Origin of the sequence: Nonomuraea sp. NPDC049309 (assembly GCF_043196965.1) — a bacterium.
GTDB lineage: Bacteria > Actinomycetota > Actinomycetes > Streptosporangiales > Streptosporangiaceae > Nonomuraea > Nonomuraea fastidiosa.
This window is the reverse complement of record NZ_JBICSH010000002.1, coordinates 892,839-916,186: the sequence shown is the minus strand read 5'-3', so window position 1 is coordinate 916,186 and position 23,348 is coordinate 892,839. Positions and strand designations below refer to the sequence as shown.

Genomic DNA, 23,348 nt, shown 5'->3' with positions numbered 1-23,348 from the left:
ATCGCCCTGCGCCCGGGTAGGTCGCCTGTCGGCCGACGCTCGGATGGTCACCCGTCGCCGGGTCATCCGTCGCCGAGTCGTCCGTCGCCTGGGTGGGGCATCACCTGCCGCTCTGGTCGGTCGCCTGCCGATCGGGCCGCCTCTTGCTCTGGTTTCTTGCCACCGGGTCGGCCCTGCCGCTCTGGCCATTACTCGGTTCGGCCGCCCGCCGCTCGGGTCGGCTGCTCGGCCAGCAGTTCGGCGGCCGCGACTACACCACGGTGATGCACGCCGGACCGCGTCCGATGCGCGCCCACCGCGGCCGTGTCCTCGTTCCAGCCCGCGCGCACCACGACGATCGAGCGTCATGGTCGGCTCGACCGCCGGCCGATGTGACGCGTAAGGGATCGTGGCGGAACTGCTTCGGGCGGGCTGCTCCAGGGGTCGTCTGTGACGCTCAGCCGCGCCCGCTTCGGCAGGCTGACGTCAGCCGCCCTGCCCTGCCCGTCGAAACGGCCGACCACACCACGTCGCCGGGTGTCATCAGCGTGGCGGAGCCTCGACGCACTCGCAGCAGGTTCAAGCCGAGAGGCTGGGCTGCGCGGCGCAAAGCGGCGCGGGAGTGGAGCCGAATGCGGCGAAGCGCGCCAAGCAAAAGCGCCATCGAGCGGGACGCCACCCAGCAGAAGCCCCGTCAAACCGGGAGGCCGTCTAGCCGCGAAGCCGGAGCCCCACCCGGCCGGAACGCCACTCCGCCGGAGCCCCGCAAAACCGGAGCCGCATCAGGCCGGAACGCCACGCATCTGGAACCCGCCCAGCCGGAGCGCCGCCAAGCAGAAGCGCGGAATCAGTCTTCGGCTTCTCGCATCGCCTGGATCGCCTCCGGTGCCATGGTGCCGATGATGCGCTCCAAGTCGTCGATCGTCGCGAACTCCACCACGATCCGGCCCTTCCGCCGCCCCAGGTCCACCTTCACCTTGGTCTCGAAGTGGTCGGAGAGGCGGTCGGCGAGGTGCGAGAGACCGGGGGCGGTGGGCTTGGGGGCCTTCTCGCGGGGCGCCTTCTTGGCCGCCTTGGAACTGCCCATGGCGACGATCTCTTCGACGGCCCGTACGGAAAGCAGCTCCGCCACGATCCGCTTGGCGAGCTGGATCTGTTCCTCCGGGTCGCTGAGCCCGAGGAGCGCGCGCGCGTGCCCGGCGCTGATGGTCCCGGCGGCGACCTTGAGCTGTACGTCAGGGGGCAGGTTCAGCAGACGCAGGGTGTTGGTGATGTGTGAGCGGGAGCGACCGATCTTCTGCGCCAGCTGATCGTGCGTGGCCTGGAAGTCTTCGAGGAGCTGCTGGTACGCCGCCGCCTCCTCGAGCGGGTTCAGCTGCTCGCGCTGAAGGTTCTCGATCAGCGCGTCCCGCAACAGGTCGTTGTCCTGCGTGTTGCGGACGATCGCCGGCACCGGGTCAAGGCCGGCCTTCTTGCACGCACGCCAACGCCGCTCCCCCATGATCAGCTCGTACTGACCACCACCGACGGAGCGCACCACAATCGGCTGAAGCAGCCCGACCTCGCGGATGGAGGTCGCCAGCTCCTCCAGGCGCTCTTCGTCGAAAACCTCACGCGGCTGCCGAGGATTGGGGACGATCGCCCCGAGCGCGATCTCTTTGAAGTACGCCCCCGCAATCGGCTTGGGACCCGTCTCCCCGGTCGACCCGTTGGCCGGGGCCGGCGCCGCCCCCGTGCCGTCAACGATGGGACCGGTCGGGATGAGCGCCCCGAGTCCCTTGCCCAATCCCCGCCGCTGCTGGCTCACTGCGTCTCCTCATCCACCCGGTCGATTCCGGTCACTCCAGGAGAGGTTACCGTTGTGGACCGGACCGAGTGTCTCCTCGCCACACACCGTCCGGTGGGATTTACACCGACACGGTCACAAACCTGCCCAACCCGTGACTGACCCCCGGCCCATCCCCGTTTTCGCGCGGCGTTCGCCCCAGTGACGCGGCCATCGCTCCCCTCTCGGGAGCACTCCAGCACTTCAACGCTGCTGCCTCGGGCGCACGCCACTGATCGTCTTCGGCAGGCGCTATCGGCCTCACCCCAAGCGCACTCCATCGCCTGCGTCTCGGGCGCACGCCACCCCGGCAGGCGCTGTCGCTCTCCCCGGGCGTACGGCATCTGCATTCTTCCCCTGGCACACGCCATTGGCTTTCGACCTCCGGCAAGTGCCATCGATGCTGGGCGTCAGCAGTGGTGCCAGTGTTGACAAACGGTCGCCGGAGCCGGCCCTGCCGATCAGGAAAGGACGGCACGGGGCGTCTTGCGGTTCCCACGTTGATGCCGTCATGTAACAGCCGCCGCTTCGAGTCGGCGAGAGCCAACGAAAGCCGGCGAGCTTCCGGGCCGACACAGGCCCGCAACGAACAACCATCGGTAGCAGGACTGCTCCGCACAGTCACCGCTGCCGCCGTCCAGTGCTGGAGCTACCGGTGAAGCAGGTCCCCCACGCCAGGGGGTCGAGGCACCGAGCGGGCCCGACTTGGCGTACTGGTAAGCCGGGTCCCCCGCGCCGGGGCCAAGGACTGAGGCGCCGAAGCCGGGACGCCGAAGGCCGGCCCAGGCCCGACCGTGGCACCACTCAGAAGGCAGGCCGCTGCCACACCCGCACTGCGCAAACCATGATCACGGGGCAGGGCGTCCGCGTGCCGTCAAGCGCCCCGGAGGCAAGGGGCAGGGTCAGGAGACCGTGGCGCGGTGAGCGATCTCGCGGGCCGCGTCCATGTACGCCATCGCCCCGCTCGATCCCGGGTCGTACGTCATCACCGACTGCCCATAGCTGGGCGCCTCGGACAGCCGCACGCTCCTCGGGATCACCGTGTTCAGCACCGTGTCCCCGAAGTGCGCCCGCACTTCCTCGGCCACCTGGGACGCGAGCCGGGTACGCCCGTCGTACATGGTCAGCACGATCGTCGAGAGCCGCAGCGTCGGGTTCAGGTGGGCCTTGATCAGGTCCACGTTCCGCAGAAGCTGCCCGAGGCCCTCCAGCGCGTAGTACTCGCACTGGATCGGGATCAGCACCTCGTCGGCCGCCACCAGCGCGTTGACGGTGAGCAGGCCGAGCGACGGCGGGCAGTCGATCACGATGTAGTCGAACTTGATCGCGTCGTACGCCGCCAGCGCCCGCCGCAGCCGCGCCTCCCTGGCCACCAAGGACACCAGCTCGATCTCCGCACCGGCCAGGTCGATGGTGGCGGGAGCGCAATACAGGTTGGGCATGTCGGGCACCTGCTTGACGATCTCCGCCATCGGCAGGTCGTCCACGAGCACCTGGTAGACGTCCGGGACGTCACCACGGTGCTCCGTCGCCAGCGCCGTGGAGGCGTTGCCCTGCGGGTCGAGATCGACCACGAGGACCCGCTGGCCGTGCATCGACAGGGCGGCGGCGATGTTGACCGAGGTGGTCGTCTTGCCCACGCCGCCCTTCTGGTTGGCCACTGCGATCACTCGGGTCTTGGGCGGACGCGGCCACCCGCCGTCGCCGCCGCCAGATGCCTCGCCAGGCTGAGCGGCCGTCGGGGTTGCAGATGTTTCACGTGAAACCACTGAGCTGAGCGCCTCTCGTACCAACGGCGAATCACCGGGGTTCAGGGGGGTCTGGGTCACGATGGCCATCCTTTCAACCACTGGTGTGCCGGTGCCGGGAATTTGCTGTCGCGACACGCCCATTTCGGGCCAGCCAACCCCGGTTGGACTCTGGGACGGAGGGCCGTCCGGCCAGCCAAGACCACTTGACGCGACTGGCACCACCGTCACCTCCTTCGTCGCCGCCTGGCTCGCTCCGGCGGGCGACCCGCTACCACCCGAACCAATGTTGCAGGCGGCTCGACCTTACCGCGCCCGACCGTGACGAGCTCGGCCGTTCGGGCGCCGACGGCGCGCAATTGCTCCTGAGCCTCGGCCAGCTCGCCGGCGGCGCGCTCGCCCTTCATGGCGATGAGCTCGCCGCCCTCGCGAAGCAGCGGCATCGCCCACTTCAGCAGCCGATCCAGCGGCGCGACCGCGCGGGCGCTGGCCACGTCGAACTCGCGCTTGCCCGCCAGCTCCTCCGCCCGGCCGCGCAGCACCTCGACGTTGTCGAGCTTGAGCGCCTCGACGCACTCCTCAAGGAACACGGTACGGCGCAGCAGCGGCTCCAGCAGCGTCACCTGGATGTCCGGCCGGACGATGGCGAGGACCACACCGGGCAGGCCGGCGCCGGAGCCGATGTCCACCAGCCGCACGTCGGGCGGCACGGCCTCGGCTACGACGGCGCAGTTGAGCATGTGGCGATCCCAGATCCGGGGCACCTCCCGCGGACCCAGCAGTCCGCGGACGACGCCGGGACCCGCCAGCAGGTCTGCGAACGTGATGGCGCGATCCCAGGCCTCCCCCGCGAAGACGTCCCTCGCTATCTCCGGCGGTTCCGGAAGCTCATCGCTCACTGGTAGGTGGCCTTTCTGGGGCTCGTGGCCCGTGATCGGGGTGATGGTCGCCGGGCGCGCTGAGGCCGCGGCGACGGATCCGGTCTCCACCCAAGGCTACGGGGTGAGATCACAAGGGAAGCCTAGCGGGCCTTGGTGAAGGTGGCCTGTGAGCACGCCGTCAGCGCAACTTCGCGCGGACCGTTAAAAGCGGATTTGTCGGGTGTACGGGGGTGGGGTGTGCCCCGTGGAAGCGTACAGGGATGAGCGCGCCGGACCCCCACCGGGCGCCTTCCTGCGACCCTGTCCGCGCGCTGACCTACGCAGGTCCGGCTACGACCTGACGATTTGCATGGGCGGCTCCGTGCCGGCCTCCGCACCGGGCCTGCGGGCCGCCCTCCGCTCCTGCTTTCACGCCGGGTGACGGGCGGGGGTGCCGCGTGACGGGCAGCGGGCAGGCGGCCAGTGGCGGGGTACGCGGGTACGGGCGCCGCATAGCGGATGCCGGGAGCGGGCGGCGCCGGCGGCGGTGGGTGGGTCAGGTCGGCGGGAAGGAGGAGTGATGCGATCTGGGTGCTGACAGCAAAACGGGCCGGCCACACACGTGGCCGGCCCGTCACAGGGTCCGGTCGAGCACCTGGTCGAAGCGCTTGCACAAGAGCACTTGGCCGAAGCGCTCGTCGAGGCGCCGCGTCGAGACGATCCGTCACAAGACCGTCCGTCATGGGCGGTCCGCCGGCGTCTCAGCGGCCCGACACCGCCCGGGGCGGCGGGGCACGCTCAGGCGGGCAGGACCACCACGTACCGGTTCGGCTCCTCGCCCTCCGACTCGCTGCGCAGCCCCGCGGCCGCCACCGCGTCGTGGACGATCTTGCGTTCGAACGGCGTCATCGGCTGCAGCGACTTGGGCTCGCCGCGATCCTTGACCTGGTTGGCGATCTCGGTGCCGAGCTTGGTCAGCTCGGCCCGCCGCCGCTCGCGGTAGCCGGCGACGTCCAGCATGAGCTTGGAGCGCTCGCCCGTCTGCCGGTGGACGGCGAGGCGGGTCAGCTCCTGCAACGCCTCGAGGACCTCTCCCCCGGGGCCCACGAGTTCGGTGCTCTTGATCCCGACGACGGAGACGAGCGCGCGGTCGCCCTCGACGTCCATGTCGATGTCGCCGTCGATGTCGGCGATGTCGAGAAGGCCCTCGACGTAGTCGGCAGCGATCTCGCCTTCCTGCTCCAGGAGAGTGAGATCAGGAGCCTTCTTCTGCTCGGCCTCGGTCATGGCCGGCCTCTCCTTCGTGTTCACGACTTCTTGCTGCCGGTGCGCTTGCTGCGGGGCTGCCTGCTCGGCTGCTGCCTGATGATCTTAGGCTGCGGAGGGGACGGAGGGGCCTGTTCTTCCGGCGTGGTCTTGCGCAACTTGGCGATCAGGCCGGGCTTGGGCTGGACGGGGATGGGGTTGCCCTTGGCGTCGTACTGCGGCATGGGGTGCCGGCTGTAGAACCAGTGCTGCTGGCCGAGCGTCCACAGGTTGGTGGTGACCCAGTAGAGGATCAGACCGAGCGGGAAGTTCAGGCTGAAGAAGGCGAACAGCGGCGAGATGTACATGAGGATCTTCTGCTGCTGCGCCATGGGGTTGTCCGGCATCTGAGCCATGGAGCGGGTGACGCTCTGCCGGACGGTGAGGAAGGTGGTCAGCGAGCTGATCGCCACGAAGCAGCCGATGACGACCTTCTCGCCGACGGCGGGAGCCTCGAAGAACGTGGCGGGCAGCGGCGCGCCGATGATGAGCGCCTGCTTGGCACTGTCGACCAGCTCCTGCGTCATCCCGAACTTGGGCTCGTCGGCCGCGATCGCGCGGAGCACGGTGAACATGGAGATGAAGATCGGGAACTGCGCCAGGACCGGCAGGCAGCCGCCGAGGGGGTTGGCCCCCGCCCCCTGGTAGAGCGCCATGACCTCCTGGTTCAGGCGCTGCTTGTCGTTCTTGTAGCGCTTGCGGAGCTCCTGAACTTTCGGCGCCAGCTCCTGCATCTTCCGCGAGGATCGCATCTGCTTGAGGAACAGCGGGAAGATCAGGATCCTCATGCAGATGGTCAGCGTGATGATGGTCAGCGCCCAGGTCAGACCGCTGTTGGGGTCGAGGAACGTGCTGTACCCGGTATGGATCCAGGTGATGACTTGGGCGACGGCTGTGTACAGCCAGTTGAGCCAGGACAGCTCCACCGAGCTATCTCCCTTGCGTTTCGTGGGACGGGACCGGGCGTGGGGGCACCGGGTCTATACCTCCGGGATGAAATGGATGGCACCGCCCGATGCGCCGGACAGTCAGCCAAATGCCGCGCAGTGCTCCATGTACGGCAATCGCTTCGAGCCCGTATGCGCTGCACGAGGGGTAGAACCGGCAGCGTGGACCGAGCAGCGGGCTGATGAACGCCCGATAGAACCGGATGGGGAGGATGAGTGCCCGAGCGGCGAGGCTCGGCACCGCCACCCCTTGCGGTTGCTCCGTCATTTCCGTCCACCCGTCGAGGACTCGCGCCGCCTGAGCAAACGATCCAGCGCGACGTCGAGTTCGGCGGCCAGTTGCTCGAATCGCGCGGACGCGGCCGGTGGATTGGCGCGTACCACAAGCAGGCTACCTCGCGGCAGCCGGTGGAGTCGGTCCCGCATCAGGTGTCGGAGCCGTCGTTTGACCTTGTTCCGGGTCACCGCGCCCCCGACGGCCTTACTCACCACGAAACCTACAAGGGGTGGCTCATCCCCCGAAATGGTGAAATGCACCACCAGGGTGGGGCGCCCGGCGCGCTTGCCGCGCCTGACCGCAGCCTCGAACTCCTCCCCGCGTCGCATGCGGGATTGACGGGACAGCACCGTATACGTCTAACGCCCGCCGGCGTGAGGCGCCGGCGGGCTGTCGTCGCGCGGGACGGTCAGGCCGACAGCCTCTCGCGGCCCTTGCGGCGGCGAGCGGCGAGGATGGCGCGACCGGCCCGGGTGCGCATGCGCAGCCGGAAGCCGTGGGTCTTCGCGCGGCGACGGTTGTTCGGCTGGAAAGTACGCTTGCTCACGGGTGGGCTCCAGGCTTGATGGTGCGCCGCACGGGCGCCTAACACACATGGATGGCCTGCCAAGGAAGCGAGGGCACGCGAAATAGCCGTCGCGTGACAAGCCGACCGTCGTACGTTACGAGGGAAGGCGCCCGCAGGTCAAACCGGACGCGGTTATCCACTGATCCACAGGCCACTTTTCCACCGCCGCCCCCACGTCCACAGTATGTGCACTCAGGTGCCACTAGGCTGTGGACAACGTCTTGAACACAGCTGTGCACAAAGCTACTGTCGGCCCTTCCGGGCCGCTCAAAGCCTGTGGACAGCCTGTGGATCTCCTGTGGAGTACGTGGGCGGGACGCCCGCCGGCCGCGTGTGGACGAAGGAGTCGTCGATCATCGTGATCGGCTGTGGCATGTGGATAACCGATCGCGGGGGGCCGCGAGTGAGAGGAGGGGGAACCGCATCGTGAACGGTGTCGACCTCGGCACGGTATGGGCGAGGGCACTGGGCAACTTCCTCAACGAGAACGTGCCCATCCAGCAGCGCACGTGGCTGTCGATGGTGCGCCCGATCGCGCTGGCCAACGACACGATCGTGCTCGGCGTCCCCAACGACTTCCTCAAGGACCTCATCGAGGGCAAGCTGCGCCCGCTGGTGGCCCATGCGCTGTCGCAGGAGCTCGGCCGGACCATGCGGCTGGCCGTGATGATCGATACGACGGCGCCTGAGCAGCCGTCCGGAGACTCTCATCAACAGCCTGGGGGTCAGAGTTATCCCCAAGGTGTGGAGAGCCAGCCGCGTTATGCACAGCCCGCGCCGCCGCAGCACAACCAGCCTTCCGAGCCGCCACAGTACTATTCGCCGCAGCCCGAGCAGCAGCAGATATCCACCGAATATCCACAGCAGGGCTTCGGTTATGAACAGAGCCAGTCCTATACGCCGCCCGCGGAGAAGCCCGCGGAGCCGGCGCAGAACCGCTGGGAGGCGAAGAGCAGCAAACCCAGCGAAACGGCCCGGCTTAACCAGAAGTACACATTCGAGACTTTCGTCATCGGCGCCAGCAACCGTTTCGCGCACGCCGCGGCCGTCGCGGTCGCCGAATCGCCGGCGAAGGCGTACAACCCGCTGTTCATCTACGGCGATTCCGGGCTGGGGAAGACGCACCTGCTGCACGCGATCGGCCACTACGCGCAGAGCCTGTACGACGGCGCCCGCGTCAGATACGTGAGCTCCGAGGAGTTCACCAACGACTTCATCAACAGCATCCGCGATCACAAGGCCGACGGGTTCCGCGGCCGCTACCGCGCGATCGACATCCTGCTTGTGGACGACATCCAGTTCCTGGAGGGCAAGGAGCAGACGCAGGAGGAGTTCTTCCACACCTTCAACACCCTCCACAACGCCAACAAGCAGATCGTCATCTCCAGCGACCGCGCGCCGAAGCAGCTCATCACGCTGGAGGACCGGCTGCGCAACCGGTTCGAGTGGGGCCTGATCACCGACGTCCAGCCGCCCGAGCTGGAGACGCGCATCGCGATCCTCAGGAAGAAGGCCATCCAGGAGGGCCTGGCCGCGCCGCCCGAGGTGCTGGAGTACATCGCCAGCCGGATCTCCACCAACATCCGCGAGCTGGAGGGCGCGCTGATCCGGGTCACCGCGTTCGCCAGCCTCAACAGGCAGGGTGTGGACCTGCAGCTCGCCGAGGTCGTGCTGAAGGACCTCATCACGTCGGAGTCCGACAACGAGATCACGATCGCCTCGATCATGAGCGAGACCGCGCAGTACTTCGGCATCAGCATCGAGGACCTGTGCGGCACCTCGCGCAGCCGGGCGCTCGTCAACGCCCGGCAGATCGCCATGTACCTCGCCCGCGAGCTGACCGAGCTGTCGCTGCCGAAGATCGGCCAGCAGTTCGGCGGCCGCGACCACACCACGGTGATGCACGCCGAACGCAAGATCCGCTCGCTCATCGCCGAGCGCCGCTCGATGTACAACCAGGTCAACGAGCTCACAATGCGGATCAAGCAGACACAGCGTGGGTCGTGACGTCGTACACAGCCTGTGGAAAACACTGTGGACCAGCGGAAACGCAAAATCGGGGCGGCCGATCGCCCGCAAATGCTGGGAAAAATCCGTCCACAACGGTTGGGGACAGTGCTGGGGACATCCTGGGGAGAACCTGGGGACTACCAGTGGACAACGTGTGGACAGGCTGTGAACAGTCGATCTGGGGCTCCAGAAGGGGCCCTTTTACCCCGTGGATAACCTGTGGAAACCTCGTGGATAACCCGGCCTCGGCCGTGGATGACGGCACCAAGATCTGGGGACGGCCTGTGGGCGAAGTTTCGCCGTCCCCAGGCGCGCGAGTTCTCCCCAGGCGCCACCCACACCCGCGGTGGATAAAAACAAGGGCGCTGACCAGCAAGGACGCCGGTTGTCCCCAGTTTCCACAGCCCCTAATGTGATGACCTCTTATCTCTCTAACTAAGAAACTCAAAGACCCATAGAGGGGTTCTCCCGGAGCGCGAGGCCGGGAGGGTGGATCCTTGAGATCCTTCAATCAACGACGAACCCAGGAGGCTGATCACCGTGATGTTCCGAATCGAGCGAGACGTCCTCGCTGAGGCGGTGGCATGGACGGCACGCAGCCTCCCGGCGCGCCCGTCGGTGCCCGTTCTCGCCGGCATGCGCCTGGAGGTCACCGAGGAGCAGCGGCTGAAGCTGTCCGGCTTCGACTACGAGGTCTCGGCGGAGGTCACGCTCGAACTGCACACCGGCGAGCCGGGCGTCGTCCTGGTCTCGGGCAAGCTGCTCGCCGAGATCACGCGCGCGCTTCCCGCACAGCCTGTGGACTTCGTGGTGGACGGCGCCAAGGCGGTCGTCACCTGCGGCAGCGCCCGGTTCACACTCCTCACCATGCCTGTGGAGGACTACCCCACCCTCCCGTCGATGCCCCCGGCCGCCGGGCGGGTCGGCGCCGACGTGTTCGCCTCCGCCGTCAGCCAGGTCGCCGTCGCCGCCGGCCGCGACGACACGCTGCCGATGCTCACCGGCGTGCGCATGGAGATCGAGGGCGACACGGTGACCCTCGCCGCGACCGACCGCTACCGCCTGGCCGTACGCGAGCTGAAGTGGCAGCCGGGACAGCCCGACTTCTCCGCGGTCGCGATGATCCCCGGCAAGACGCTCGCCGACACCGCCAAGGCGCTCGGCACGACCGGCGCCGAGGTCGAGATCGCGCTCAGCTCCGCGGGCGGCACCGGCGAGGGCATGATCGGCTTCTCCAGCGCCGGCCGCCGCACCACGACCCGCCTGCTCGACCCCGAGTTCCCCAAGTACCGCTCGCTGCTGCCGACCGAGTTCTCCGCACGCGCCGATCTGTCCACAGGCCCGTTCGTCGAGGCGGTCAAGCGCGTGGCCCTGGTAGCCGAGCGCAACACGCCGGTGCGCCTGGCGTTCAAGAGCGGCGAGGTCGTGCTGGAGGCGGGCAGCGGCGACGAGGCGCAGGCCGTCGAGGCGCTGCCTGTGGACTACGAGGGCGAGGAGATGCAGATCGCCTTCAACCACCAGTTCCTGCTGGAGGGCCTGGGCGCCATCGACTCCGATGTGGCCAGGCTGCAGATGACCACGTCCACGAAGCCCGCTATCCTCACCGGGGGCAAGCCTGTGGAGGACGGCGGCGGCACCGACTACCGCTATCTGATCATGCCCATCCGGCTGTCAGGCTGAACCGGCCATCAGGGATGATGGAAGCCTGACAAGGGGGTAGACAACATGCAGATCGGCATGGTCGGACTGGGCAAGATGGGCGGCAACATGGCCGAGCGCCTGCGCCGCGGCGGTCACGAGGTCATCGGCTACGACCGCGACCCGGCCATCAGTGACGTAGGCAGTCTCAAGGAACTGGTCGAGCGCTTGGAGGCGCCCCGGGCCGTCTGGGTCATGGTGCCGGCGGGCAAGCCCACGCAATCGACCATCGACGAGCTCGGACAGCTGCTCGACGCGGGCGACCTCGTCGTCGACGGCGGCAACAGCCACTACGTCGACGACCAGAAGCACGCCGGCGAGCTGTCGGCCAAGGGCATCGGCTTCGTCGACTGCGGCGTCAGCGGCGGCGTCTGGGGCCTGCAGAACGGCTACGCGCTCATGTGCGGCGGCGACAAGGCCCACGTCGACCGGCTCATGCCGATCTTCGAGACGCTCAAGCCCGAGGGCGAGGACGGCTTCGTGCACGCCGGCGACGTCGGCGCCGGCCACTTCGCGAAGATGGTCCACAACGGCATCGAGTACGGCATGATGCAGGCCTTCGCCGAGGGCTGGGAGCTGCTCGAGGCGTCCGACGTCGTCAAGGACGTCAAGGGCTCCTTCAAGAGCTGGCGCACCGGCACCGTGATCCGTTCCTGGCTGCTCGACCTGCTGGTGCGGGCCCTTGAGGACGACGAGCACCTGGAGCAGCTGCGCGGTTATGCACAGGACTCCGGCGAGGGCCGGTGGACGGTGCAGGCGGCCGTGGACCACGCCGTCCCGCTGCCGGTCATCACCGCCGCCCTGTACGCCAGGTTCGCCTCCCGCCAGGACGACTCGCCGGCGATGAAGGTGGTCGCGGCGCTGCGCAACCAGTTCGGCGGCCACGCCATCACCTCGGCGGAGGGCAGCACCGGCAAGGGGGCCGACTCCCCCGGCGCCGACGTCGCGCCGCCGCGCGAGGTCGATCGCTAACGGTTTTCCACAGGCCGCATGCCGGTGACCCCGGCGGCGGTCGCGGCGCACTACCCTTCGTGGGGTGCATGTCGCCCACCTCTCGCTGACCGACTTCCGGTCCTACGCGTCCGTGGAGCTCGGCCTGGAGCCGGGCGTCACGGCGTTCGTCGGGCCCAACGGCCAGGGCAAGACCAACCTGGTCGAGGCGCTCGGCTACGTCGCGACGCAGTCCAGCCACCGGGTCGCGAGCGACGCGCCGCTGGTGCGCCAGGGCGCGACGCGGGCGATCGTGCGCTGCGCCATCCAGCGCGACGACCGGCGGGCGCTGGTCGAGCTGGAGATCAACCCCGGGCGGGCCAATCGCGCCAGGCTCAACCGTGCGCCCGTGTCCAGGGCCCGCGACGTCGTGGGCCTGCTGCGCACGGTGCTGTTCGCACCTGAGGACCTGGCGCTGGCCAAGGGCGACCCGTCCGAGCGCCGCCGCTTCCTCGACGAGCTGCTGGTGGCCAGGACGCCGAGGTTCGCGGGGGTGCGGGCCGACTACGACCGGGTGCTCAAGCAGCGCGGCGCGCTGCTGCGCACCGCCGCCCAGGCCCGCAGGGGCTCGCGCAGCGCCAGGCGGCAGGAGAGCGAGGCCGCGTTCGCCGCGGCCGGCGCCGGCGACGTGCTGAGCACGCTGGAGGTGTGGGACGCCCACCTCGCCAGGCACGGCGCGGAGCTGCTGCGCGGGCGGCTCGAGCTGATCGAGCAGCTGCGGCCGCGGGTGGCGCACGCGTACGCGACGCTGGCCCCGTCGAGCGCGCCCGCGACGCTCGCCTACCGCAGCACGTTGTCCACAGGTGGGGATGACGCCGGGGCGCCGGGCGAGGCGGAAGGCCCCGGTGAGCGGGGATCTTTCGATACACAGACGTTATCCACAGACTTGGGGAAAACCCTTGAAGAGCGCCTGCGCGAGCGGCTATTGGAGGTCCGCCAGGCCGAGCTCGAACGCGGGGTCACGCTCGTCGGTCCCCACCGCGACGACCTGATCCTGGGGCTCGGCGACCTGCCGGCGCGCGGCTACGCCAGCCACGGCGAGTCGTGGTCGTTCGCGCTCGCGCTCCGGCTCGCGGCCTACGACCTGCTGCGGGCCGACGGCGGCGACCCCGTGCTGATCCTCGACGACGTGTTCGCCGAGCTCGACAGCCAGCGCAGGCGCCGCCTGGCCGAGTTCGTGGCGCCGGCCGAGCAGGTGCTCATCACCGCGGCGGTGCCCGATGACGTGCCCGAGGAGCTGTCGGGCGGCAGATTCGACGTCGCAGAGGGGAGTGTCACCCGTGTCCGCTGACCAGCAGCCCCGCGAGCCCGGCCGGCGCCCCACGCGCCCCGCGCGTGAAGAGCGCCCCGAGCGCGGCGAGCTCGGTGGACGCCCGGTGCATGGCGATCCGGGCGGGCGCCCTGAGCGTGGCGAGCTCGGCGGGCGCCCTGAGCGCGGCGAGCTCGGCGGGCGCCCTGAGCGTGGCGAGCTCGGCGGGCGCCCTGAGCGCAACGCGAACGCCACGGCGCGGGGCGTGGCGCTGGCCAGGGAGAAGCTCGCCCAGGCCAAGGCCGACGCCGCCAAGCGCGGCCAGCTCCCCCGGCGCGAGCCCAGGCGCAAGGCGAAGGGCCCGCGCAGGGAGAGCGGCGACCCGCAGCTTTTCGGACGCGCGATCGCCGAGCTGCTCGCCGATCGCGGCTGGGAGCGCCAGGCCGCGGTCGGCGGGGTGTTCGGCCGCTGGCCGGAAATCGTCGGCCCCGACCTGGCCGCGCACACCAAGCCCGAGTCGTTCGACGACGGCGAGGTGGTCATCGTGGCCGACTCCACGGCCTGGGCCACGCAGGTGCGGCTGCTCGCCCGCACGCTCGTGCGCAGGCTCAACGAGGAGCTCGGCGACGGCACGGTCACGCGGGTCAAGGTCAAGGGGCCGCAGAACGCTCCGCGTCCTTCGGGCGCATTGCGGGTGACCGGAAGCCGAGGTCCGCGCGACACCTATGGGTGACGTCGAGGCCGACGCCTTCCGGTCGCCCGAGTTGGGCGCCCGGAGCGGCCAGAAAGCCGCAGACGCGATAAGCCCCCTTTCCGGAGGGGGGATGCTTGCCTGGGGGCAAAACGAGCTAGAGACCACCACAGGCGCGTTCATTGCCACCTTGGCCCGCCGGAAGCGGTAGAATGAAAAAGGATTCCGGACACGTCCGCTTGCGTGTCACCCCGGCAGCAAGCCGACTCCCCTGGGTGACCGCGCATCGGGGCACTCACGACGGTGACGGGCACGGCAGGGGCAGCTTCACGAGTTGATCGCCTCCCCCGCCGCGTGTCCGCGGCAGGAGGATTTCGCAGTTGTCCTACGACGCTAGCTCAATCACCGTACTCGAGGGGCTTGAGGCGGTTCGCAAGCGCCCGGGTATGTATATCGGCTCCACCGGTGAGCGCGGCCTGCATCACCTCGTCTACGAGATCGTCGACAACGCGGTGGACGAGGCACTCGCCGGCTACGCCGACAAGATCGACATCACACTGCTTCCCGACAACGGCGTACGCGTGGTCGACAACGGCCGCGGCATCCCCACGGGCATCCACCCCGTCGAGGGGATCTCCGCGGTCGAGCTCGTGCTGACCACGCTGCACGCGGGCGGCAAGTTCGACAGCCAGTCCTACGCGGTCTCCGGTGGTCTGCACGGCGTCGGCTCCGCGGTCGTCAACGCGCTGTCCACGGCCCTTGAGGTCGAGGTCAAGCAGAACGGCCACTACTGGCGGCAGCGCTACGAGATGGCCAAGCCGCTGGCCCCGCTGGCCAAGGGCGAGGAGACCGACGAGACCGGCACGACGATCACGTTCTGGCCCGACCCCGACGTCTTCGAGACCACGACCTGGAACTTCGAGACGCTCTCGCGCCGCTTCCAGGAGATGGCCTTCCTCAACAAGGGCCTCAAGATCACCTTCACCGACGAGCGGCCCGACCACATCAACGGCGAGCCCAAGCGGGTGGAGTACCACTACGAGGGCGGCCTGGCCGACTTCGTCAAGCACCTCAACTCCAAGAAGGAGCCGGCGCACGCGTCGATCATCTACTTCGAGGAGGAGGGCGACGGCATCGCGGTCGAGATCGCGATGCAGTGGAACAACTCCTTCACCGAGTCGGTCTACACGTTCGCCAACACCATCAACACCGCCGAGGGCGGCACCCACGAGGAGGGCTTCCGCGCGGCGCTGACCTCCATCGTCAACCGTTACGCGCGCGAGCAGAAGTTCCTCAAGGAGGGCAAGGACGACAACCTCACCGGTGAGGACGTCCGCGAGGGCCTGACCGCGATCATCTCGGTCAAGCTGTCCGACCCGCAGTTCGAGGGGCAGACCAAGACCAAGCTCGGTAACACCGAGGCGAAGTCGTTCGTACAGAAGGCGTGCAACGACCACATCCGCGACTGGTTCGAGCGCAACCCCGGTGAGGCCAAGGACATCATCAACAAGTCGCTGCAGGCCTCGCGCGCTCGCATCGCCGCGCGCCAGGCGCGCGACCTGACCAGGCGCAAGTCGCTGCTCGAGCAGGGCAGCGGGCTGCCCGGCAAGCTGGCCGACTGCCAGTGGAACGACCCCGAGAAGTGCGAGCTGTTCATCGTCGAGGGCGACTCGGCCGGCGGCTCGGCCAAGGGCGGCCGCGACTCGCGCTACCAGGCGATCCTGCCCATCCGCGGCAAGATCCTCAACGTCGAGAAGGCGCGGATCGACAAGGTCCTGAAGAACAACGAGGTCCAGGCGCTGATCACGGCGCTGGGCACCGGCGTGCACGACGAGTTCGACATCAGCAAGCTGCGGTACCACAAGGTCATCCTGATGGCCGACGCCGACGTCGACGGCCAGCACATCAACACGCTGCTGCTGACGCTGCTCTTCCGCTTCATGCGGCCGCTGATCGAGGCCGGGCACGTCTACCTGTCCTGCCCGCCGCTCTACAAGATCAAGTGGGACCGCAAGGGCGAGGAGGCCTCCTACGCCTACTCCGACGCCGAGCGGGACGCGATCATCGCCGAGGGCATCGCCAACGGCAAGCCCGACCCCAGGCCGCGCGACAACGTACAGCGCTTCAAGGGTCTCGGCGAGATGAACGCGAGCCAGCTCTGGGAGACCACGATGAACCCGGAGACCCGGCTGCTGCGTCTCGTCACGCTGGACGACGCGGCCCAGGCCGACGACCTGTTCAGCGTGCTGATGGGCGAGGACGTCGAAGCGCGGCGTGACTTCATCATCCGCAACGCCCGCGACGTGCGCTTCCTCGATGTTTAGTCAGAAGGACCTTTACCTGTGACGGACGTGAACACCACTCCCCCGGCCGATCGCATCGAGCCGGTGGACATCCAGTCCGAGATGCAGCGCAGCTACATGGACTACGCGATGTCTGTCATCGTGTCCAGGGCGCTGCCGGACGTGAGAGACGGCCTCAAACCGGTGCATCGCCGCGTGCTCTACGCGATGTACGACGGCGGCTACCGTCCCGACCGCGGCTACTTCAAGTGCGCCCGCGTCGTCGGCGACGTGATGGGCACCTACCACCCGCACGGCGACACCTCGATCTACGACGCGCTGGTACGCCTGGCGCAGCCGTGGTCGCTGCGTTACCCGCTGGTCGACGGGCAGGGCAACTTCGGCTCGCCGGGCAACGACCCGGCGGCGGCGATGCGCTACACCGAGTGCAAGCTCGCGCCCATCGCCATGGAGATGCTGCGGGACATCGACAAGGAGACCGTCGACTTCCGCCCCAACTACGACGGCAAGTCGCAGGAGCCCGACGTCCTGCCGTCCCGCTTCCCGCAGCTGCTGGTCAACGGCTCGGGCGGCATCGCCGTCGGCATGGCCACCAACATTCCGCCGCACAACCTGCGTGAGGTCGCCGCGGCGGTCAAGTGGGCGCTCGAGCACCCCGAGGCCACCGACGAGGAGCTGCTCGAAGCCGCGATCAAGCTGGTCAAGGGCCCCGACTTCCCGACCGGCGCGCTCATCGTGGGCCGGCGGGGCATCGAGGACGCCTACCGTACCGGCCGCGGCTCGATCACCATGCGGGCCGTGGTCGAGGTCGAGGAGGACAAGGGCCGGCAGGCGCTGGTCGTCACCGAGCTGCCGTACCAGGTCAACCCCGACAACCTGGCGCTGAAGATCGCCGAGCTGGTGCGCGAGGGCAAGCTGACCGGCATCGCCGACGTCCGCGACGAGAGCTCGTCGCGGGTCGGCCAGCGGCTGGTCATCGTGCTCAAGCGCGACGCGGTCGCCAAGGTCGTGCTCAACAACCTGTACAAGCACACCCAGCTCCAGGACACCTTCGGCGCCAACATGCTGGCGCTGGTCGACGGCGTGCCCCGCACGCTGCGCCTCGACCAGTTCATCCGCCACTACGTCGCCCACCAGATCGAGGTCATCGTCCGCCGGACGCGCTACCTGCTGCGCAAGGCCGAGGAGCGGGCACACATCCTGCGCGCCCTGCTCAAAGCGCTCAACCGGCTCGACGACGTCATCGCCCTCATCCGGGCCTCCGAGTCCGCCTCCGCCGCCCAGCAGGGCCTCATGGAACTGCTGGAGATCGACGAGGTCCAGGCGCAGGCCATCCTCGACATGCAGCTGCGCAAGCTGGCCGCCCTGGAGCGGCAGGCCATCCAGGACGAGTACGACGCCCTGATGGCGCAGATCGCCGAGTACAACGCGATCCTGGCCAGCGAGATCCGCCAGCGCGAGATCATCAACGAGGAGCTGGCCGAGCTGGTCGGCCGCTACGGCGACGACCGCAAGACCGAGATCATCGCCTACGACGGCGACATGTCTATCGAGGATCTCATCGCCGAGGAAGAGGTCGTCGTCACCATCACCAGGGGCGGCTACGCCAAGCGCACCCGTACCGACATGTACCGGGCGCAAAAGCGCGGCGGCAAGGGCGTGCGCGGTGCTCAGCTGCGCCAGGACGACATCGTCGACCACTTCTTCGTCACCACCACCCATCACTGGCTGCTCTTCTTCACCAACAAGGGCCGCGTGTACCGGGTGAAGGCGTACGAGCTGCCCGACGCCGGGCGCGACGCGCGCGGCATGCATCTTGCGAACCTGCTCGCCATGCAGCCCGACGAGACCGTCATGGAGGTCCTCGACCTGCGTGACTACAACGTCGCGCCGTACCTCGTCCTCGGCACCCGCAGCGGGCTGGTCAAGAAGACCCGCCTGTCCGAGTACGACTCCCCCAGGTCGGGCGGGCTGATCGCGATCAACCTGCGCGAGGACGACGAGGTCATCGGAGCCCTGCTCATCAACGAGAGCGACGACCTGCTGCTCGTCTCCAAGGGCGCGCAGTCCATCCGGTTCACCGCCTCCGACGAGACGCTGCGTCCCATGGGGCGCGCGACCAGCGGCGTCATCGGCATGAGGTTCCTCGAAGGTGACGAACTTCTCGCCATGAATCGCATCGCCGACGGTCAAGACGTGCTTATCGCCACCGAGGGCGGGTACGCAAAGCGGACGCCAGTGGAGCAGTATCCGGTCCAAGGCCGTGGCGGTCGAGGCGTGCTGACTGCGAAGATCGTTGCATCTCGTGGCAAGCTGGTCGGAGCCGTCATGGTCAACCCAGAGGACGAGGTCTTCGCGATCACGTCCGCAGGCGGCGTGATCCGGACGAGCGCCGGTGAGATCAAGCAGTCCGGCCGCCAGACCATGGGAGTGCGATTGATGAATCTCGCTGAAGGCGACAGCGTGGTGGCCCTCGCCCGGAACGCGGAGTCCAGGGAGACTTCGATGGGGAATGAGGAAGACGGGGGAGGAGAGTAACCCATGAGCGCCCAGGGTGGCACCGCCAGGACCACGGCGGCTTCGGGCAACGGACAGCAGCCGAAGAAGCCCACAGACAACGAGATCTCCCACAAGGCGGACGACGGCAAGGACACCTCGCCCGCGCAGGGCAGGCCGGTCCAGGAGCCCCAGCCGCACGCGGCCGGCTCCATGAGCCCCTCCGCGCCGCCTGCCGGCCCGCAGGCGGGGAACAACGACACCGTGCGCCTGCGCCCGTCGCTGGCCACGGAGGCCCCGCCGGCCCCTGAAACCTCCAGCAGCAAGAAGAAGAAGTCCGCCTCCTCGGGACGGCTTCCCCGCAAGGCGCACCTGGTCCTGCGCCGCATCGAGCCGTGGTCGGCCATGAAGTTCAGCTTCGTGGTCTCCCTCGTCTGCTTCGTCGTGCTCTTCGTGGCGGTCGCCGTGCTGTACGGCGTGCTGTCGGGCCTGGGCGTGTTCGACTCGATCGTCGACCTGGTCAACCAGCTCGGCAAGGGCGAGCAGGGCCAGAGCTCCATCCCGATCGACATCGCCTCCTGGTTCGAGCCCGTACGCATCCTCGGCTACACGGCCCTGATCGGCGCGGTCAACGTCGTCCTGATCACGGCACTGGCCACCCTGGGTGCGGTCATCTACAACATCGCCTCCGACCTGGTGGGCGGTGTCGAGGTGACCTTCAGCGAGGCCGAGTGACATCGGCTGCTCGCGCCGTACGGCCCGCCCGTACGGCGCGAGCAGCCCGCCGGACCCTGTAAGCTTTACCTCGTCCCGAACAAACGGTTCGCCTCCGGGAGGCGAATGCGATAACGTTCGGGGTGCGAGCGGGGCTATAGCTCAGTCGGTTAGAGCGCTTCCCTGATAAGGAAGAGGTCCCTGGTTCAAGTCCAGGTAGCCCCACCCAGTTCGAAGGCCATTTCCGAGCATCGGAAGTGGCCTTTTCGGTTTTCTGCGCGACTGACCGGGTGACCATGTTTCCCCGGGGCGAATCTGACGAGCATCACCTGTCGTCCGCCCACGTGCTTCCTTCGCGGGCGGCGTTTCTCGATCTGGTGCGGTCCGGTGACGGGCGGCGGTTGCTGGAGATCGGCGCGGGCACCGGCCAGGACAGCCTGTACTTCAAGGAGAACGGCCTGGACGTCGTCGCCGTGGACCTTGTCCCGCCATGGTGGCGCGGTGCCGTGAGAAGGGCCTTGAGGCTTTTGTCATGGACTTTCTGCACCTCGACTTCGCGCCCGAGTCGTTCGATGCGGTGGACGCGATGAACCGCCTGCTGCACGTGCCCGACAGCGACCTGCCGGCGGTGCTGGAGGCCGTGGGCCGTGCGCGGGCTGCTGCGTGTTCTTCTTCGGGGTTTACGGCGGGGGCGCGCTGCTGGGTGAGGGGCCCTACGACGGGGACGACCATGAGCCGCCCCGGTTCTTCTCGTTCCGGGGTGATGAGGAGCCGCAGGAGTGCGGGCGGCGGTTGTCCGAGGTTGTGGATTTTCACGTCGTGGGGGCGGGTAAGCAGCGATTCCAGTCCTTGACGCTGCGTCGGCCCGCCCGCGTGGGCGCTTAGGGCGGCCGGAGACGCCGCCCCGGGTGCAGGCCCTTGCGGTGGCCGGAACGTGCGGGTTTTCGGGGCGGTCGTGCGTGGGCGGTGGTGCGGGGGCGGTTGTGTCCCGGGCGGGGGTGGGTTCGCGGCACCCCGGGGGCGGCTGTGCCCCTTGCGGGGGGTGGTCGCGCGGCACCCCTGGTCAGCTTGCTAGCCGTAGCGGCCGGAGGTGGTGGGGGTGAGGGCGGTGGCCAGGGCGTCGGCCAAGGGCTCCAGGTCCTCCACGTCCAGCGTTGAGACGGTCAGGCGCAGGGCGGGCGGGGTGGCGATGCGGTTGCGGGCGCCGGGGGCGCAGGCCCAGCCGCGGGCCAGCAGCCGGGTGATGGCGCTGGACTCGTCCGCCACCGAGATCCACACGTTCAGGCCGGTGCGGCCGTGGGCGCGGATGCCGCGCCGGGCGAGCGCGGTGACCAGGCCGTCGCGCCGTCGCCCGTACGAGGCCGCCACCGCCGCCGGGTCCACCGCCCCCGTGCGCCAGAGGTGGGCGACCGTACGCTGCAGCAGGTGACTCACCCAACCGGCGGCCAGGCGCTGCCGTCCGCGTAGCCGGGCCAGGGTCACGGGGTCGCCGGTGACGAGGGCGAGCCGCAGGTCGGGGCCGAACGCCTTCGCGGTCGACCGGAGGAGCACCCACCGCGACGTGGCCCCGGCCAGCGGGTGCAGCGGCACGTCCACGAAGCCCGAGCCGTGATCGTCCTCGATCAGCAGCACTTCAGGGGACGCCCCCAGCACCGCGCGCAGCTCCTCCGCCCGTCCGGCCGTCACGGCGGCGCCTGTCGGGTTCTGTGCGCGCGCGGTGACCACCACCGCGCGTACGCCCGCCCGCAACGCCCGCCGCAGCTCGTCGGGCAGCGGACCGTCGTCGTCCACCCGTACCGGCACCGGCCGCAGCCCGAGCACGGCGACGAGGTCGAGCAGCGCCGTCCAGCCCGGGTCCTCGACGGCGATCGCGTCGCCCGGGCGGAGCTGCCCGGCGAGCACGCGTTCGACCGCGTCGAGGGTGCCCGAGGTGACGGCCAGCGGCCCCGGCGGCACCCCGTCGGCGCGCAGCCGCTCACCGGCGAGGGCCATGAGCTCGTCGTCGTCGCCGGTGCCGTACATGGCGGGCCGCTCCTCGTGCGCCCGCGCGGCGGCGGCCAGTGCGTCATGCAGCGGCGGCAGCAGGCGGGCGTCGGGGTTGCCCTGGGAGAGGTCGCGCACCCCCGGCGGCACCTCGACGCGGATCTCCTCCCTGAACGTGCTCGCGGGCCGCGCCCTGACCCGGGTGCCGCGCCGGCCTGCGGTCTCGATGATGCCGCGCTCGCGCAGCAGGCGGTAAGCGGCCGCCGCGGTGCCGGGGCTGACACCGGCCATGGCCGCCACCTCGCGTACCGGGGGGAGGGTGGCTCCAGGCGGCAGCCGTCCTTCGGACACGGCGACCTCGACGCCGGCCGCTATCTCGCTGGCCGTCGAACCGGCGATCGGATATGTTTCTAGCACAATGTCCATTATGTACTAGTACAAAGAGGTTCGCATGCTGATCCACCCTTGGGACGCGGCCAGGACCGACGACGAGTGGCGTCAGTGGCTGCGTACGCGCGATTTCGGGCAGATCGCCGCCAACGGCGTGGACGGCGCACCCCCGGTGGTGGTGCCGACGCACTTCCTGTACGACGGGCACGACCAGGTGCTGCTCCACCTGGCCCGCCCCAACCCGATCTGGCCCGCCCTCGAGGCCAACCCGGTGGCGGTCGTCAGCGTCTACGGCGACTACGCCTACATCCCCACCGGCTGGCGGGCGGACTCCCCCGAGGTCGGCGTGCCCACCAGCTATTACGCGTCCGTGCAGCTCATCTGCCAGGCCGAGATCGTGGACGATAAGGAGGGCAAGGCCGACATCCTGCGTCGCCAGCTCGCCCACCACCAGCCCGGTGGCGACTACGGGGAGATGGCGGCCGATGCCGGGCCGTACCACCGGCAGCTCTCCGGGCTGCGCGGCCTGCGGCTGCGCGTGACCGACGTACGCGCCAAGTTCAAGTACGACGACCACAAGCCGGCCGAACTGCGTGACCGGGTGGCCGCCGGCCTGGCCGCCCGTGACCTTCCCGGGGACGCCGCCGCCCTCGCTCAGCAACATCGTCGCCGCACCTCCTGACGGGCATCATGGCCGCTCCGCGACCGTCAGGAAGCCGGTGACTCACAAGCTGTGGATAACCAATGACTCTTGTGGATAACCCGTTTTCGCACCCCCGTGCGAGAGTCTCATCCACAGCCCGTCGCGCCCGCGTTCGCCGCCCCTGCCCGCACCCTCGTTCGGCGCCGTCCCCGCCGCCGGTCCCGCACCCCCGCGCTCACCAGCGGTTATCCACATTTCCCCAGGTCAGGTGTGTGTTCTAGGTCACCGGTACGGCCTCGACCGGACGCCCCCGAGTGCCCAGGACCGGCCATACCACACTGAAAAAGTCACCGGTACATAACGTTCCAAATCACCCCCTGTGCCCAGGGCGTCCGGGCGGGTTCCGCCGCCGTCCACCGCACCCCTCACCCTGTGGATGAACGTCGCTCCTGTCACCCCCCTCAAGCCAACGGACGGCGGGCCGAGACCGAGTCCCCGCAGATCGTTCCCGGCCCGCCATCCACACCCCCACCGCTCCCAGCTCAGCTCAGCTCAGTGTTTCCGGCGCCGGCGTTGTGCGCGGTGGTGCTCCCCGCGCCAAACGCTCCCCGCGCCAAACGCTCCCAGGGCCGCACGCTCCCAGGGCCGCACGCTTTCCGCGGCCGCCACAGC

At 69.1% G+C, this 23,348-nt stretch carries 19 protein-coding genes and 1 tRNA gene; 11 read left to right on the top strand and 9 right to left on the bottom strand.

From position 1 onward, the window contains the following. Positions 1-826 precede the first annotated feature (826 nt). The 8 genes from ACGFIM_RS18215 to rpmH form a co-directional block, all read right to left on the bottom strand. Positions 827-1,786 (bottom strand): ParB/RepB/Spo0J family partition protein, encoded by a 960-nt coding sequence (locus ACGFIM_RS18215; RefSeq protein WP_393201617.1) that lies wholly within the window; start codon positions 1,784-1,786, stop codon positions 827-829. A 920-nt stretch (positions 1,787-2,706) separates the two neighbouring features. Next, positions 2,707-3,642 (bottom strand): ParA family protein, encoded by a 936-nt coding sequence (locus tag ACGFIM_RS18210; protein ID WP_393201614.1) that lies wholly within the window; start codon positions 3,640-3,642, stop codon positions 2,707-2,709. A 137-nt stretch (positions 3,643-3,779) separates the two neighbouring features. Then, positions 3,780-4,451: a 16S rRNA (guanine(527)-N(7))-methyltransferase RsmG gene (gene rsmG, locus ACGFIM_RS18205; protein ID WP_393201611.1), complete on the bottom strand. Its 672-nt coding sequence runs from the start codon at positions 4,449-4,451 to the stop codon at positions 3,780-3,782. A 759-nt stretch (positions 4,452-5,210) separates the two neighbouring features. Further along, a complete protein-coding gene (locus tag ACGFIM_RS18200; RefSeq protein ID WP_393202588.1) occupies positions 5,211-5,699 on the bottom strand; it encodes a protein jag in 489 nt (162 codons plus the stop codon). A 20-nt stretch (positions 5,700-5,719) separates the two neighbouring features. Continuing rightward, complete coding sequence (gene yidC, locus ACGFIM_RS18195; RefSeq protein WP_393201608.1) at positions 5,720-6,643, bottom strand: membrane protein insertase YidC; 924 nt, start codon at positions 6,641-6,643, stop codon at positions 5,720-5,722. A 4-nt stretch (positions 6,644-6,647) separates the two neighbouring features. After that, positions 6,648-6,932: a membrane protein insertion efficiency factor YidD gene (gene yidD, locus ACGFIM_RS18190; RefSeq protein WP_364064614.1), complete on the bottom strand. Its 285-nt coding sequence runs from the start codon at positions 6,930-6,932 to the stop codon at positions 6,648-6,650. Then, positions 6,929-7,270: a ribonuclease P protein component gene (gene rnpA / locus ACGFIM_RS18185; protein ID WP_393202586.1), complete on the bottom strand. Its 342-nt coding sequence runs from the start codon at positions 7,268-7,270 to the stop codon at positions 6,929-6,931. Before rnpA ends, yidD begins: the two co-directional genes overlap by 4 nt. Positions 7,271-7,350: 80 nt before the next feature. Beyond that, complete coding sequence (gene rpmH, locus ACGFIM_RS18180) at positions 7,351-7,488, bottom strand: 50S ribosomal protein L34 (protein WP_364064619.1); 138 nt, start codon at positions 7,486-7,488, stop codon at positions 7,351-7,353. Positions 7,489-7,974: 486 nt separating this feature from the next. Between rpmH and dnaA the strand changes: the two genes are divergently transcribed. The 10 genes from dnaA (at position 7,975) to ACGFIM_RS18130 (ending at position 20,250) form a co-directional block, all read left to right on the top strand. Further along, positions 7,975-9,516: a chromosomal replication initiator protein DnaA gene (gene dnaA, locus ACGFIM_RS18175; protein ID WP_393202584.1), complete on the top strand. Its 1,542-nt coding sequence runs from the start codon at positions 7,975-7,977 to the stop codon at positions 9,514-9,516. A 543-nt stretch (positions 9,517-10,059) separates the two neighbouring features. Further along, positions 10,060-11,199 (top strand): DNA polymerase III subunit beta, encoded by a 1,140-nt coding sequence (dnaN, locus tag ACGFIM_RS18170; RefSeq protein WP_393201603.1) that lies wholly within the window; start codon positions 10,060-10,062, stop codon positions 11,197-11,199. A gap of 45 nt (positions 11,200-11,244) precedes the next feature. Further along, a complete protein-coding gene (gene gnd, locus ACGFIM_RS18165; protein WP_393201600.1) occupies positions 11,245-12,189 on the top strand; it encodes a phosphogluconate dehydrogenase (NAD(+)-dependent, decarboxylating) in 945 nt (314 codons plus the stop codon). A gap of 64 nt (positions 12,190-12,253) precedes the next feature. After that, positions 12,254-13,498, top strand: a complete 1,245-nt coding sequence (recF, locus tag ACGFIM_RS18160) for a DNA replication/repair protein RecF (protein WP_393201597.1) — start codon at positions 12,254-12,256, stop codon at positions 13,496-13,498. Next, positions 13,488-14,189 (top strand): DciA family protein, encoded by a 702-nt coding sequence (locus ACGFIM_RS18155; RefSeq protein WP_393201594.1) that lies wholly within the window; start codon positions 13,488-13,490, stop codon positions 14,187-14,189. Before recF ends, ACGFIM_RS18155 begins: the two co-directional genes overlap by 11 nt. Positions 14,190-14,527: 338 nt before the next feature. Next, a complete protein-coding gene (gene gyrB / locus ACGFIM_RS18150; protein WP_393201591.1) occupies positions 14,528-16,471 on the top strand; it encodes a DNA topoisomerase (ATP-hydrolyzing) subunit B in 1,944 nt (647 codons plus the stop codon). Between the two features lie 18 nt (positions 16,472-16,489). Continuing rightward, entirely contained in the window at positions 16,490-18,988 is a 2,499-nt protein-coding gene (gyrA, locus tag ACGFIM_RS18145) for a DNA gyrase subunit A (RefSeq protein ID WP_393201588.1), read from the top strand. Positions 18,989-18,991: 3 nt separating this feature from the next. Beyond that, positions 18,992-19,681, top strand: a complete 690-nt coding sequence (locus ACGFIM_RS18140; RefSeq protein ID WP_393201585.1) for a DUF3566 domain-containing protein — start codon at positions 18,992-18,994, stop codon at positions 19,679-19,681. 130 nt (positions 19,682-19,811) lie between these two features. Continuing rightward, positions 19,812-19,885 (top strand) — tRNA-Ile (locus ACGFIM_RS18135). A gap of 65 nt (positions 19,886-19,950) precedes the next feature. Beyond that, a complete protein-coding gene (locus ACGFIM_RS18130; RefSeq protein WP_393201582.1) occupies positions 19,951-20,250 on the top strand; it encodes a class I SAM-dependent methyltransferase in 300 nt (99 codons plus the stop codon). Between the two features lie 481 nt (positions 20,251-20,731). Here the strand turns inward: ACGFIM_RS18130 and ACGFIM_RS18125 are convergent, their stop codons facing one another. Then, a complete protein-coding gene (locus ACGFIM_RS18125; RefSeq protein ID WP_393201579.1) occupies positions 20,732-22,069 on the bottom strand; it encodes an aminotransferase class I/II-fold pyridoxal phosphate-dependent enzyme in 1,338 nt (445 codons plus the stop codon). 25 nt (positions 22,070-22,094) lie between these two features. Here ACGFIM_RS18125 and ACGFIM_RS18120 point away from each other — a divergent pair, with 25 nt between their 5' ends. Next, a complete protein-coding gene (locus ACGFIM_RS18120) occupies positions 22,095-22,715 on the top strand; it encodes an FMN-binding negative transcriptional regulator (protein WP_393201576.1) in 621 nt (206 codons plus the stop codon). Positions 22,716-23,348: the final 633 nt, after the last annotated feature.

What these genes read in the sequence shown, in the direction of transcription:
- ACGFIM_RS18210 (WP_393201614.1), bottom strand. Translation starts at nt 3,642, where the DNA reads ATGGCCATCGTGACCCAGACCCCCCTGAACCCCGGTGATTCGCCGTTG.
- ACGFIM_RS18200 (WP_393202588.1), bottom strand. Translation starts at nt 5,699, where the DNA reads ATGACCGAGGCCGAGCAGAAGAAGGCTCCTGATCTCACTCTCCTGGAG.
- yidD (WP_364064614.1), bottom strand. Translation starts at nt 6,932, where the DNA reads ATGACGGAGCAACCGCAAGGGGTGGCGGTGCCGAGCCTCGCCGCTCGG.
- rnpA (WP_393202586.1), bottom strand. Translation starts at nt 7,270, where the DNA reads ATGCGACGCGGGGAGGAGTTCGAGGCTGCGGTCAGGCGCGGCAAGCGC.
- gnd (WP_393201600.1), top strand. Translation starts at nt 11,245, where the DNA reads ATGCAGATCGGCATGGTCGGACTGGGCAAGATGGGCGGCAACATGGCC.
- ACGFIM_RS18140 (WP_393201585.1), top strand. Translation starts at nt 18,992, where the DNA reads ATGAGCGCCCAGGGTGGCACCGCCAGGACCACGGCGGCTTCGGGCAAC.
- ACGFIM_RS18125 (WP_393201579.1), bottom strand. Translation starts at nt 22,069, where the DNA reads ATGGACATTGTGCTAGAAACATATCCGATCGCCGGTTCGACGGCCAGC.
- ACGFIM_RS18120 (WP_393201576.1), top strand. Translation starts at nt 22,095, where the DNA reads ATGCTGATCCACCCTTGGGACGCGGCCAGGACCGACGACGAGTGGCGT.